Raw genomic sequence first — 13,907 nt, 5'->3', positions numbered from 1 at the left:
GCGGACGGGCCGTCGGGCTTGCCGAGGGCGGTCAGGCGGCCGCCGCGCGGTGGCCGTCCGCCGCCCCGGCCTCCAGCCGCGCGGCCACCCGGTGGCGCAGCAGCTGGTACTGGACCTGGAGCCGGCCCGGACGCTGCGGGCGGGCGACCGGGCGGCCGGGGCCGACCTCCTCGTCCGGGCCGAAGCGGGAACGGGTCATGTCGACCTCGGCGCCGGCGGCGGACCGGTTCCACCAGTGCAGGTCCGTGCGGACCCCGCCGACGTACACCTCGCCCATCATCAGCTCGCCGCCCAGCAGGTCGTGCACCACCAGGGCGGTCGCCCGGCACTGGCCGTGGGCGGGATTGTCGGGACGCCAGTGGGCCTGGTCCTCGGGCGCGCAGGTGTCGACACCCCAGGAGGAGCGGATCGCACGTTCGATGTCGTTGAGGGTCCACGCCGTCATAGCGGGAAGCCTGCCACGCGGCACCGACAGCGGCAGCGGCTTTTCGGCCAAAGTGCCCGTGTTCTGCGACGACCCGGGTGACCTTCACCCGTACGGGGAGCCCGCGGGCACCGGCCGGGAGGCCGTTCCGGGGCGACCGCCGCGACGACCGTCGGCCCGACAGTGGGGACGACGGCCGGGCCGACCGCCGGGACGAGGGCCGGGGCAACCGCCGGGGCGACCGCCCGCGCGGGTGCGCTGCGGGCGCGGGCGCGGGCAGGTGCGCGCCGGAGCGGTCGGGGGTTCGCTCCGGCGCGCGTTCCGTCCCCGCGCCGCCCACCCGCCGGGCGTCACTTGCCGAGCGCCTCCACGCCCGCCTGCGCGAACTGCTCGTCCAGGTCGCCGCTGGGGGCGCCCGCGACACCGATGGCCGCGACCGGCGCACCCTTCGACTGCACCGGCGCACCGCCGGCCAGGAACAGGGTGCCCGGGATGTCCTTCAGGTTCGGCGCCTGGGCGAGCCGCTTGGCCAGCTCGGAGGTGGGCGCGTTCCAGGAGACGGCGGTGAAGGCCTTCCGCACGGCCGACTCCGGCGACTGCGGGCCGGCGCCGTCGCCCTTGAGCAGCACCCGGGTGACACCGTCACGGTCGACGACCGCCACGGAGACCTTCTGACCGGCCTTGGTCGCCGCGTCCAGGGTGGCCTGGGCGGCCTTGGTGGCGGCGGCGATGGTCAGGCCGGTGGTCTGGGCGAGGTTCTTGTTCTGGGTGTCGGCCTTCACCGCGGCGGCGGCGACGGACGGGGTGTCGGTGGCCTCGGCACTGGCCGAGACGGCGCCGAGGGTGGCGGCGGCCAGCGCGGCGGCGGCGACGGTACCGGTCAGCACCTTGGTGCGAACGGAGATCTTCTTCATGGTCCGGCTCCTCGTCGGATGGTGTCGCTGGGAACGTGATCGATCCTCCGGCGACAGCCCCCTCCGCCGCATCGGCGGTCCGGACACCTCCCGCGGGCATGATGGAGGACGGACCCGTCAGCCGATCGGCTGATGCGGCCCCCGGGCCGGACGGGTCACCATCGAGGGATCAGCCCGGCCGGGGCGGCGGCCGTCACGACCACCGGCCGTCACCACCACCGACCACGACGACCGGCCGGCCACGACGACCGACCGTCGAAGCGAGTGAGCAGGCGAGCGAGGAGCGGCCCCGTGCACCACCCCGGCCCCCCGCTCGACCCGGACGCCGGCCGGCTGGCCGTCCTGCTCGACTCCGCGTTCCTGCTGCTGCTCGCCACCTCGCTGAGCCGCTTCCTCAGCCACCACCCGGGCAGTCCGCGCATCCCCTGGGTGCTCGGCCTGAGCATCGCGCTGGCCGTCGTCCAGCCGCTCGGCTCCTGGCTCGCCCACCGCCGCCCGCCCGCCCCCGGGCAGCGCCGGCCCGCCTGGCCGCTGGCCGTGGTGACGGTGCTCTGGGTGGTCCTGGTGCTGCTCGCGCCGAGCTTCTCCTGGTGCGCCGTGCCGCTGGTCTACACGGCCCTGCGCACGCTGCCCACGCCCGCGGCCATCCCCCTGGTGGCGGCGCTCACCCTGCTGGTGGTGGTCGGCGAGGTCCGGCTGCCGGGCGCGACCGACGCCAACCTGCTCCTGCTGCCGCCCGCCGTCGCCGCACTGGCCACCGGCGTCTTCCTCTACATGGAACGGCAGGCCGAACGGCAGCGGGCGCTGATCGCCGACCTGGTCCGCACCCGGCGCGAACTCGCCGCCACCGAACGCCGGGAGGGCACGCTCGCCGAACGCGAGCGGCTCGCCATGGAGATCCACGACACCCTCGCCCAGGGCCTCTCCAGCCAGCAGATGCTGCTCCAGGCCGCCGACCGCACCTGGGACGGCGACCCGGCGACCGCCCGCGGCCACGTCCGGACCGCCGCCGCAGTGGCCGCCCGGAACCTCGCCGAGGCCCGCCGCTTCGTCCACGACCTCGCGCCCGCCGAGCTCGCCGACGGCCGCACCCTCGACCGGGCGCTGCGCTCGCTCGCCGAACGGGAGTCCGCCGAGAGCGGGCTGCCGGTCCGCTTCCACCTGGACGGCGCGCCCGTCCCGCTCCCGGCGGCCGCGCAGTCCGCGCTGCTGCGGATCGCCCAGGGCGCGCTCGCCAATGTCCGCGAGCACGCCGGGGCCTCGGCCGCCGCCCTCACCCTCTCCTTCCTCGGCGACCAGGCCGTCCTGGACATCGCCGACGACGGCCGCGGCTTCGCCCCCGACGACACCGCCCCCACCGGGAGCCGGGGCCACGGCCTGCCGGCCATGCGGGCCCGGCTGCGCCAGCTCGGTGGGACCCTGACCGTGGAGAGCGCCCCCGGCGAGGGCACCGTCGTCTCGGCCGCGGTCCCGCTCACCCTCGCCGCTCCCCCCGCGTCCGACTCCCCCGACTCTCCCGACTCTCCCGACACCCCCAACGCCCCCGACCGTCGCCAGGGCCCAGGAGCCGTCCGATGAATCCCACCCCCGCCCCGTCCCCGGTCCGGCTGCTGGTCTGCGACGACCACGCGGTGGTCCGGGCCGGTCTGCTCGCCCTGCTGGCCAGCGCCGGCGACATCGAGGTGGTCGGCGAGGCGAGCAGCGGCGAGGAGGCGGTCGACCTCGCGGCCCGGCTGGCCCCGCAGGTGGTGCTGATGGACCTCCAGCTCGGCGACGGCATCGACGGGGTGGAGGCCACCCGGCGGATCACCGCCGCCCCCGAGGCGCCGCACGTCCTGGTGCTGACCACGTACGACACCGATGCCGACATCACCCGGGCGATCGGCGCGGGCGCGACCGGCTATCTGCTGAAGGCCGAGCGGCCGGAGGAGCTGTTCGCCGCGGTGCACTCGGCCGCCCAGGGCCGCACGGTGCTCTCGCCGCCGGTCGCCTCCCGGGTGATGGCGCAGATGCGGGCCCCGGCGCCGCAGCTCACCGAGCGCGAGACGGAGATCCTCGCCCAGCTCGCCCAGGGACTCGGCAACCGGGAGATCGCCCGGGCGCTGTTCATCAGCGAGGCCACGGTGAAGACCCACCTGGGCCGGATCTACGACAAGCTGGGCGTCGACACCCGCTCGGGCGCGGTGGCGGTCGCCAAGGAACGCCGCCTGCTGCGCTGACGGCGGCGCTGGTGGCAGCACTGGTGGCAGCGCCGACGGCAGCGAATACCGACATTCCGTTCGGAATATCGGATTCCGAACCGTCGGCCCGCGACCTCCGCCCCGGATTCCCCCGGCACCCGAACGGCCGATCCAACCAGCCGCTTCCGCCTGCCCTCGGCCGTCCCCGGCCGTCCCCGGCCACCCCTTGCCAACCGGACGGCGATCCCCGATTGTGGATGTTTCATGGATTCCGGGTATTGACAAACCAACCATGCGGTTTGTTACCGTAACGATCAACGACGCCCTGCAACAAAGGGGCCTGCCGGGCCTGTGCGGAACGCTCTCGCCGGAGAGTGGTGCCAGGGGGGACGGCGGAGTCCGGGGTGGTCGGGGGGAGCGGCGAACAAGTCGCGCGTCGACGCGGCGCGGAGCGGGTCCGGGGGGACTCGCTCCGCGCCTCCCTGCTTTCCGGTCCCGTTTTCCCGCCCTCACCACCGTCCGCACTTCGCACCCCTCCAGGTAAACTGCACCGGGTAGTGCAACCCGCCGAGGAGGGGACTCGCCCGATGAGCACAGCGAACCCGGCAGTGACCACCGGCTCACGCCGCATGCCCGAGAAGCGCCGGGCCATCGCCCGCGCGGCGAGCACGGTGTTCGGCCGCGAGGGCTACACCCGGGCCAGCGTCGACGCCATCGCCTCCGAGGCCGGGGTGTCCAAGCGCACCATCTACAACCACTTCGGCGACAAGGAGAAGCTCTTCCTCTCCGTCGCCCTGGAGACCGCCGGCGAACTCACCGAGATCATCGCCGGGCTGGCCGACCGCCATCTGCACAAGATCGTCGACCTGGAGGCCGACCTCACCGCCTTCGCCGTCGACCGCGCCAAGGCCGTCCTCGCCGCCGGCGAGCACTACGCCCTCGGCCGCACCATCCGCGCCGAGGCCGGCAACATCCCGCCCGACGTCCTCGCCGCCTGGCTGGCCGCCGGCCCGCTCGCCTCCCAGCGCGACCTGGCCGACCACCTCACCCGCCTCGCCTCCCAGGCCCTGCTCACCCTCGACGACCCCGACCTCGCCGCCACCCACTTCACCCTGCTCACCTTCAGCGGCGCGGCCGACCAGTCCTTCTACGGCGCCGTCCCCATCTCCGACGCCGCCCTGCACACCACCGTCACCACCGGGGTCCAGGCCTTCCTCCGCCTCTACCCCCGCCCCTGACCACGGCGGCCCGGGCGGCCCGGGGGGCCGGGCGTTCACTCCTCGACGCGATACGTTGGAAGTTCCGATTCCAAGATCGGACACGACGGCGGCGGGGGTCTCGAACCGGAAGGGCTGGGAGGCAGCGTGGGCGAGGACCTGAAGCACCGGGTTCGCGTACCGGTGGGGCCCGAGGCGGCCCGCTGGGCCACCCGCGGACGGTGCCGACGGGTCCTGCTGGTCGTCCACAACGTGACGGCGGCGACGCGGCTGCTCGACGTGCTTCCGCTGTTCCGCGACGACCTGCGGGTCCAGGTGCTGGCGACCTGCACCGGCTCGTCGCCGTTCCAGGCGGGCGTGGCGGAGCTGCTGGCTTCGACGGGTGTCCCGGTGCTGCCCTGGGAGCAGGCCCTCTCGACTCCCGCGGACCTGGCGATATCGGCCAGCTTCGGCGGCCAACTCGCAGACCTCAAAGGTAAGTTGACGGTCCTCTCGCACGGCGTCGGATACAATAAGACGCTGACCGCACCGGACACCGGACACCGGACACCGGACACCGTGTTCGGGCTCGGTCCGGAGTGGATCCTCACCGCCGGGGGCACCCCGATCGCGGACGCCATGGTCTTCTCCCACCCCGAGCAGATCGACCGACTCGCCAAGTCCTGCCCCGAGGCCCTGCCGACCGCCGTCCTGGCCGGCGACCCCTGCTTCGACCGCATCCTCGCCGCCCGGCACCACCGGGACCGGTACCGGCGGGCCCTGGGCGTGCATCCCGGGCAGCGCCTCGTCCTGCTGAACTCCACCTGGAACCCGACCTCGCTCTTCGGTGACGCCGGCCCCGAGGACGTCCTCCCGCTCCTGCTGCCCCGGCTGACCTCCGAACTCCCCGCCGACGAGTACCGGGTGGCGGCCGTCCTCCACCCGAACATCTGGCACGGCCACGGCCCCGGCCAGATCCGCCTCTGGCTGGACCGGGCCCGTCGGGCCGGGCTCGCCCTCGTCGACCCGCTCGAAGGCTGGCGCCAGGCCCTGATCGCCGCGGACGTGGTGCTCGGCGACTTCGGTTCGGTCAGCTACTACGCCGCCGCCTGCGGCACCCCCGTCCTGCTGGGCGCCGACGACCCCGAGGCCCTCGGGACGGAGTCACCCGTCGCGGCGTTCGTCCGGTCCGCGCCCCGGCTCGATCCGTACCGGGCGCTGCCACCCCAGCTGGACCGGCTGCTGGCCGAACACCGCCCGCTCGACGGGCCGGCCGAGCTGACCAGTTCGGCTCCGGGGCAGTCCGCGGCCCTGCTGCGCGGCCTCTTCTACGGGATCATCGGCATCCCCGAGCCGGCCGCCCCGGCCGTGCTCGACCCGCTGCCGCTGCCGCCGTACGAGCCACCGCTGCGCACCGCGCCGCTGCGCGTCCTCACCCGCACCGGCACGGACGGCACCATCACCGTCCGGCGCTTCGCCGAACCCCGCTACGAACCCGACGACGCCGAGGGCGAGGGCCACCTCGCCGTGCACGAGGACACCCTCGACCCCGGTGTGCTGGAGTCGGCCGACGTCGTCCTCCGGTACGGCGAGGCCGACGACCCCCGGTTCGGCTCGCCCCGGCAGTGGGCCGCCGAGGTGCTCGACCGGTACCGGTCCGCCTCGCTCGCCGCCTATGTCACCGGCCCCCGCGAGTGCGAGGTGCTGCACCGCGGCGGACTGCGGTGCAGGCTCACCTCCGACACCCCCGGCGACCCGGCCGTGCACGCATCGGCACTGCTCGCCCGGCTGCACACCGACCCCGGCCCCGGCCCCGCAGCCACCGCACCGGCGCCCACCACCCTGACCGTCGTCACCGGCACCCACCTCGCACGGGTCCGCGTCACGGTCGATCGGGAAGGCGGTCCGGAAGGCACTGGGCACGCAGCCCGGCCAGGTAGGTGAGGTGGACGGTGGCGTTCTCCCGGCCCAGCAGCGCCACGGCCTCGTCGATCAGCGGCAGCGCCCCGGCCTGGTCGGCCGTGTCGAGGTGCAGCTCGGCGAGATCCGTCAGCACCCGGGCGGTGTTGTAACCCTCACCGCTCTCGCGGAAGAACTCCCCTGCGGTGGCCAGCCGTTGCTCCGCCTCGCCGAAGCGGCCGAGGCCCCTCAGCGCCCGCCCCCGGTGCCGGTGCAGCAGCGCCCGGGCCCGCGGCACATCGGCGGCGCCCTCGTCGGCCGGGCCGATCCCGTCCAGCAGCCCGTCCGCCTCCTCGAAGCACTCCAGGGCCGACCCGAACCGCCACTGCCGCAGGCGCAGCAGCCCCAGCGACTCGACCGCCGTCGCCCGGCCGCGCGCGTGCCCGGCCCCGGCCTCGTCCGCCGCGGCCGTCAGCAGCTCGCGTTCCGCCTCCTCGTCCTGCCGCAACTCCATCAGGGCGAAGGCGAGTTGGATGTGCATCCGGCCGGCCGTCCGGGTCCCCGGGCAGTGCCGGGCCGCCGTCCGGGCCCCGGCCCTCAGCGCGGGCAGCAGGACATCGTGGCAGCCGGCCTTCAACTGCGCGGCCCAGAGCGCCTCCACGGTCTGGCAGACGGTGTCGGAGCGGCCGAACTCCTCGGCGGCGAGCACGGCTTCCACCAGGTTGCCCGCCTCGGCGACCAGCGCCGCGACCGCCTCGCCCTCGTCCCGGTACGGCCCCGGACCCAGCTCGGCGTACAGCGGGCCGAGGTGCCAACGCTCCTTCAGCGCCGCGTAGTCGGCGCGGACGGCGAACCTCAGGTACCAGTCCGCGGCGCGGGTCACGGCCGCGGCGCACCCCGCCAGGCCGTCCTCGCGGGCCGCCGCCTCCTCCGCGTGCGCACGCACCGCAGGCCGGTACCGGTAGCGACCGTCCCCGGTGCTCTCCAGCAGCTGGAGCTCCGCCAGTTCGGCCAGCACCCGCTCCGCGTCCTCCTCCGGGACCTCGGCCGTCGCCGCCACCGCGGCCGCGGTCAGCGAGGGCCACGGCCGCAGCGACCCGAGCCGGTAGATCCGCGCCGCCTCCGCGCCGAGCCGCCGGTAGGCCTCCTCGGCGACCGCCCGCACCGGAGGCAGCGAACTCGGCGAATCCCCCCGCTCGCCACCGCCCAACGACCCCGTCGCCAAGTACGGGGCCACAGCCCGCAGCGCGAACGGGGAGCCGGCACACCGCTCCAGCACCGAGGGAAGCGCGGCGCGGGCCGTCGCCATCGCGGACCGTCCCGCCAGCTCCGCCAGCAGCCGCCTGGCGTCCTTGTCGGACAGCGGGCCGACGGAGACGGCGACCGCGTCCAACCCGGTGAGCGGACGACGGGCGACGATCAGGGTGAACACACCGGGCGCCGCCGTGATCAGCGGACCGACCTGGGCCGCCGACTGCGCGTGGTCGAGCACGACCAGCAGCCGCCGGCCGGACAGCAGCGATCGGAAGAGGTCGACCCGGTCCTCCACGGCGGGCGGAACGTACTCCGCCGGCACGCCCAGGCGCAGCAGGAAGTGCCGCAGGACCGTCGCGGCCGTCGGAGCGGTGCTCGCCGAACCGCCCCGGAGATCCGTGTACAAGGTCCCGTCCGGGAACCGGCCGGCCTCGCGGCCGCCCCAGTGGAAGGCGAGCGCACTGGTCCCGATTCCCGCCGGACCGTGCAGGACGGCCACCTTCGGCAGACCGTCGGGCTTGCGGTCCGCCTCCCGGTCCAGCAGCGCCAGCGGGCCCTTCCGGTCGGTGAAGAAGCGGGCCGAGGCCGGCAGCAGCCGCGGCACCCCGTGCGCCGCCACCCCGCCGGCACCCCTCCCGCTCATCACCGCGGCCAGCGCCCTCGCCTGCTCCGGACTGCGCGACGCCTCCGCCACGAGCAGCCCCGCCACCGACTCCCGCTCGGCCTGCCCCACCGGCGCCGGCACCTCACGCCCCACCACCCGGGCCACCAGCCCGCCCACCGTCTCCCAGGCCCGCTTCCCCGCCTCGTTGGCCATCCCCGCACCGGCCGCACCCAGGAAAGCCGTCACCATCGACAACGACAGCGGATCCACCGCCCCCACCCCCCGGTCCTCCGTGAGGCAGAGGTTCTCCAATGCCCCGACCTGTTGCATCCGGCCCCACCGTAGCCTGCCGCACCAGCCCGCCGAAGGACCTTCAACTGCCACGACGGCTGGACCGATCCGAACCCCCGCCACCGGCCCAACGGCGCCGCCCACGGCCCAGCCCATGCCGGGAAGGTGTTGATGACGGCACGCTTTGCCCCGTCATCGGACTGCGGGAAATCGGTGGTGACGTAGCTGTTGCGGTGATCCCCTGGGACGCGGACCACGCGACCTTCGTCACATGCCCGATCATCCCTCTTGGCACGGTCCTGGCACCGCTCGGCCGAGCTCCCCCACCGGTGGTGACCAGCGGACCCGGGTGCGACCCGTCCAGCACTCGCTCCTGTGCACGTCGGAGGGGAGTCCCCACTATTCGGGATCACTCCCCTTGGCCAGGATTACTGAAGTACGGTCATACCTGTCCATCACACTCTCGGTCGCCTTCTGGGCTGATTCTGTCCGCTCAGCGCCGGCCTGGTCACCCCTGCGAGATCCATGCCTCACCAGCCGGGTGCCGACTGGCACTACGACGTCCCCACCAGTGGCAGCAAGCGTCTCCCGCCTGACTCCGGGTATGCCGAAGCCCTCCGAAACCAGGGGTACGGATTCGAGGTCGCTGTTGCCGACCTCATCGACAATTCCCTGGATGCGAAGGCCAGCCAGATTGTCGTCCACTTCCTCCGTGATGACCATCGACTTCTCAACCTGCTCATCGTCGACAACGGGCACGGCCTGAACGACACCGGCCTTGACGCCGCCATGACTGTTGGCCGCCGCCGCGCATATGGCGGCAACGCCCTCGGCATGTACGGAACCGGCCTCAAGGCGGCGTCGCTCTCGCACGCCGACGCACTCACGCTTGTCAGCAAAACCAAGACCAGTCGCGCCGCTGGACGTCAGCTGACCTCGTCCTCCCTCGCCGACGACTACCGCTGCGACACCGTCACTCCGGACTATGCCCAGTCCCTCCTCGACCGTTACGACGGAATCATCGAGTGGCACGGCACGGTCGTGCGCTGGGACCGGGTCAGGACCTTCGAGACGGTTGAGATCAGTCAAACCGACCGCTTCCTCTCCGAAGCGGTCCAGAAGCTGGAAACCCACCTCGGTCTCTATCTCCACCGATTCCTCGAGAGCGGCAGTGTCCGGATCGATATCGCTGTGGAGAACGTGCGCACCGGGGAACTCCTCGACAGCGTCGAGGTCGAGCCGCTCGATCCCTTCAACTACAAGGTCCCCGGCAAGGCCGGTTATCCCCGGACCTTCACCGCACCGGTCGAAGGCGTGGGCGACGTAGAGCTGACTGCCCACATCTGGCCACCCAAGTCCCCGCGCGCGGAGTACAAGCTCATCGGGCCCTTGGCGGAACGTCAGGGCTTCTATTTCTACCGCAACAACCGCCTGGTCCAGGCCGGCGGTTGGAACGGTCAACGGGGCGCGGCCGAGGGACACCTCAATCTCGCCCGTATCGCGGTCGATCTTCCCTCACAACCGAATCAAGTCTTCAGCCTCACCGTGAAGAAGGAAGGCATCAACGCGACGCAGGCCTTCGCCCGGGGAGTCGAGAAGGCCGTGGACGCGCAGGGCCGCACGTTCCGCAACTTCCTCGAAGAAGCGGAAGCTGTCTACCGCGAAGGGAGCTCCCGCACCGAGGTCAAGCGCAGGGCGGTCATCCCACCCGGCAAAGGTCTGTCCCCACAGGTCAAGCGCACTATCCAGGAAGAACTGCCCGAGAAACCGGGCGAGGACCCGATCACCTTCACCTGGGTCTCGCTCCCCGAGGACCGCTTCTTCGAGCTGGACCGCGAGAACCGCTCGATCCAGCTCAACAAGAGCCACCGTGACACCCTCACCATGGGCCAGCACAGCGGCTCCAACGACGCCCCGGTCGTCAAGGCCCTCCTCTACCTGATGGTCGAGGAATTGTTCGGCTTCACCCGCTGGGAAAAGAAGCGAAGCGACCAGCTCGACTACTGGAACGTGATCCTGCTCGCCGCTGTAAGCGCCCAACGTGATCGCTTCATCCACTGAAGGACAGCCCACCGTGACCGACGAACTGCTCGAAATCCACACCGCTGTCCTGGGCGGGATGACGCGCGGCCCGAAACCGTTCGCCAGCCGAGCCGAGACCGAGGCGGAGGACTTTCCCTCCGTCGACCTCACGGACACCACCTTCAGCCAGCGCCTCGGCGACGAGGCGGATGCCCTCACCGCCCTTTGGGAACGCAAACTCACCGCCTGGGACTTCGAGGAGCGGGCCCTCTGGGCCACCAACCCTCCTCGTACCGACGAACGGCGCGCAGAGATATACAGCCGCCTCGGCTTCGAAGACGACGTGCGCAAGGCCCTCACGAATGCCGCCGTGGTCTCCAAGAGCCCGGGGCACACCACTATCACGGCGGACTTCACCCCCTGGTACACCAGGGAGCGCGCCGCGGCACGCGCCTTCTACTGGCCGGCCTACGAGAACCGCCTACGCGCCAAGGGCTGGAGCAGCGAGGCGATCTCCAGCCTCGACGAGGCCAGCCGGGCAGTCGTCGAGCGCCTCACGGACCCCGAGCAGGTGGCGCGCCGACAGGCTCGCGGCCTGGTCGTCGGCTACGTCCAGTCCGGCAAAACGGCCAACTTCACCGGCGTCACCGCCAAGGCCATCGACGCCGGTTACCGCCTGGTCATCATACTCGGCGGCACCCTGAACCTCCTGCGCAAGCAGACCCAGCGCCGCCTCGACATGGAGCTCATCGGCCAGGAGAACATCCTGCGTGGGGCTGACCCCGAGGACCTCGATTCGCTGGTCGGAATCGACTACATCGGCGACGACGAGGAGTGGCCTCAGTTCGTCTCGCACGGCGGGCGCCCTTCCGCCCTCCACGCCTTCGACATCGAACGCCTCACCACCCGCGATCGGGACTATCAGAGCCTCCTTCAGGGCATCCGCGGCATCGAGTTCGAGAAGCGCGAGCGCGGCCTGCCGCTGTACGACCCGCGCAACCTTCATCACGCTGACGCCCGCGTCATGGTCGTCAAAAAGAACAAATCGGTTCTCGACAAACTGATCAAGGACCTCAAGCAGATCCAGGGCCTCCTCGGCGAACTCCCGGCCCTGATCATCGATGACGAGTCCGATCAGGCATCGGTCAACACCACGAATCCGGCCAAATGGGAATCAGACCGGCCCAAACGGACGGCCATCAACTCCCGTATCGCCCAGTTGCTGTCGCTGCTCCCGCGCTCCCAATACGTCGGATACACCGCGACCCCGTTCGCCAACGTCTTCATCGACCCGAGCGACAGCGAGGACATCTTCCCCAGGGACTTCCTGATTTCGCTTCCACGTCCCGAGGGCTACATGGGCGTGCAGGATTTCCACGACCTGGACTCCCCTATTCCGCAGGACGAGCGCACGTTCGCCAACTCGCGCGCCAAGACCCACGTCCGTGGTATCTACTCGCCGGACGAGATCGACGACGAGTCCATGCAGGCCGCCATGGACACCTTCGTCCTCACTGGTGCGATGAAGTTGTACCGCGCGGCGCACGGAGTCCCCGCCGGCCCGTATCGGCACCACACCATGTTGGTCCACGAGTCCGTACGCAAGGACGACCATGCCGAGCTCGCTCGGCGCCTCAACACCATGTGGCTCCAGGCCGGTTACACCACGAGCTCGCACGGGCACCAGCGTCTGGCCGACCTCTTCCAAGGAGATGTCCTCCCGGTCACCCGGGCTCGCGCCGCCGACCTTCCGGCCCCCTCCTCCTACGACGACCTCCGTCCCTACGTGATCCAGGCCTGCAGCCTGATCCGCAAGGGTGGCAATCCCGTCGTCATCGTGAACGGCGACAGCGACAAGTTCTTCGACCAGCTCGACCTCGACTTCGACCGTCAGCCGCACGTCTGGAAGATCCTCGTCGGCGGCACCAAGCTCTCTCGCGGCTTCACCGTCGAGGGCCTCACGGTCACCTATTACCGCCGCACCACCCAGCAGGCCGACACCCTCATGCAAATGGGGCGCTGGTTCGGGTTCCGCCCCGGATACCAGGACCTCGTTCGCCTCTACATCAGCCGTGCGGAAAAGCTCACGAAGGCGAGCAAGTCCACGGTAGACCTCTACGAGGCGTTCGAGGCCATCTGCCTCGACGAGGAAACCTTCCGCGACCAGCTCGCCCAGTACGCCGAACTCGGCGAGGACGGCCAGCCACTCGTCACCCCCCAGCAGATCCCGCCGCTTGTCTCCCAGCATCTGCCCTGGCTCAAGCCAAGCAGCCGGACGAAGATGTACAACGCCCAGATCGAGGAGATAGCCAGGCCGGGGCAGATCATCGAGCCGACGGCCCACCCGACGAACCAGACAGATCTGGCGCACAACACCGAACTGTGGCTTCCGCTACTCCGAGGCCTTTCATCGACACCGGTGACCTTCACAACCTTCAACGAGCGCCAAGACAAGACTCACCGGCTCACCGCGCTGACGACAACGGTCTCCCATCCCGAACTCATGCGGGTACTCGAAAACCTTCGTTGGTGGAATGCCACCCCGTTCCTGCCTCATCTGCGCTTCCTCCGCGAGATCACCAAGTACCCCCATCTGATCGATGACTGGTTGTTGATCACGCCCCACTACCAGGACAGCCACCGCGGTACGTCGGCAAGCGTGAGCGGCTCTCTTCCGCTGGCCCTTTCAAGGCGCGAGCGCCGTCGTGTCCAGATCTTCGGTTACATCAGCGACGCGAAGCACCGTGATGCGGCCCGACGCATCGCCCGCGCCATACCGCCGACCTCGGACCCTGTGACGGAGGAGTTCTCCCGAGAACGACGCGGAGCGATCCTCCTCTATCCGGTCATCGAGGAGGATCCATTGACGATCGTGCGGAACGGAGAGGTGGCACCCGGGAACGTCGCCATGGTCTTCTCTCTGGTGGCGCCGGCCTCCACGGTGGGAGCCGGACGAGCCCCCATCACGTTCAGCCCCATCGACAAGAGCCGGTCCGACTCCCCCATCGTCGACACGATCGCCTATCAGTAAGGCGTAGCCGCCATATCGCAGGAGCCCGGCCAGTCTCCCTCTGGCCGGGCTCCTGCGACTCTTCAGGACCGAAAGCCGGTGGACCGGCCCGG

Annotated in this window: 9 protein-coding genes; 6 read left to right on the top strand and 3 right to left on the bottom strand. The window is 71.4% G+C overall.

Annotated elements, in window-relative coordinates; genetic code table 11:
* Positions 1 to 31 precede the first annotated feature (31 nt).
* The gene (locus tag IF01_RS0107625) at positions 32 to 445 is read right to left on the bottom strand and encodes a YunG family protein (protein WP_037779198.1); all 414 of its coding nucleotides are present in this window, start codon (positions 443 to 445) and stop codon (positions 32 to 34) included.
* Between the two features lie 329 nt (positions 446 to 774).
* Positions 775 to 1,338, bottom strand: a complete 564-nt coding sequence (locus IF01_RS0107620; protein ID WP_030392525.1) for a GlcG/HbpS family heme-binding protein — start codon at positions 1,336 to 1,338, stop codon at positions 775 to 777.
* Positions 1,339 to 1,629: 291 nt separating this feature from the next.
* Here IF01_RS0107620 and IF01_RS0107615 point away from each other — a divergent pair, with 291 nt between their 5' ends.
* The 4 genes from IF01_RS0107615 to IF01_RS0107600 all read left to right on the top strand — a co-directional run bounded on the left by IF01_RS0107615 (position 1,630) and on the right by IF01_RS0107600 (position 6,658).
* Positions 1,630 to 2,916, top strand: coding sequence for a sensor histidine kinase (locus IF01_RS0107615; RefSeq protein ID WP_051755003.1), 1,287 nt, complete (start codon positions 1,630 to 1,632; stop codon positions 2,914 to 2,916).
* Positions 2,913 to 3,557 (top strand): response regulator, encoded by a 645-nt coding sequence (locus IF01_RS0107610; RefSeq protein ID WP_030392523.1) that lies wholly within the window; start codon positions 2,913 to 2,915, stop codon positions 3,555 to 3,557. Before IF01_RS0107615 ends, IF01_RS0107610 begins: the two co-directional genes overlap by 4 nt.
* Before the next feature lie 548 nt (positions 3,558 to 4,105).
* Positions 4,106 to 4,756, top strand: coding sequence for a TetR/AcrR family transcriptional regulator (locus IF01_RS0107605; protein WP_233290078.1), 651 nt, complete (start codon positions 4,106 to 4,108; stop codon positions 4,754 to 4,756).
* Positions 4,757 to 4,882: 126 nt separating this feature from the next.
* The gene (locus tag IF01_RS0107600; RefSeq protein ID WP_244215457.1) at positions 4,883 to 6,658 is read left to right on the top strand and encodes a CDP-glycerol glycerophosphotransferase family protein; all 1,776 of its coding nucleotides are present in this window, start codon (positions 4,883 to 4,885) and stop codon (positions 6,656 to 6,658) included.
* On the opposite strand, the gene IF01_RS0107595 is transcribed toward IF01_RS0107600, so the two are convergent.
* Entirely contained in the window at positions 6,597 to 8,801 is a 2,205-nt protein-coding gene (locus IF01_RS0107595) for a tetratricopeptide repeat protein (RefSeq protein ID WP_208624298.1), read from the bottom strand. The genes IF01_RS0107600 and IF01_RS0107595 overlap by 62 nt on opposite strands.
* A 486-nt stretch (positions 8,802 to 9,287) precedes the next feature.
* On the opposite strand from IF01_RS0107595, the gene IF01_RS0107590 reads away from it, so the two are divergent.
* On the top strand, positions 9,288 to 10,823 hold the full coding sequence (locus tag IF01_RS0107590) for an ATP-binding protein (RefSeq protein WP_030392519.1): 1,536 nt from the start codon (positions 9,288 to 9,290) through the stop codon (positions 10,821 to 10,823).
* Between the two features lie 13 nt (positions 10,824 to 10,836).
* Complete coding sequence (locus IF01_RS0107585; RefSeq protein ID WP_030392518.1) at positions 10,837 to 13,815, top strand: Z1 domain-containing protein; 2,979 nt, start codon at positions 10,837 to 10,839, stop codon at positions 13,813 to 13,815.
* The last annotated feature ends 92 nt before the right edge of the window (positions 13,816 to 13,907 follow it).

The sequence above is a fragment of the Kitasatospora purpeofusca genome (genome assembly GCF_000718025.1).
GTDB classification, from domain to species: Bacteria; Actinomycetota; Actinomycetes; order Streptomycetales; family Streptomycetaceae; genus Kitasatospora; species Kitasatospora purpeofusca.
The sequence above is the reverse complement of the archived record's forward strand: the minus strand, read 5'-3'. Positions and strand labels throughout refer to the sequence as shown.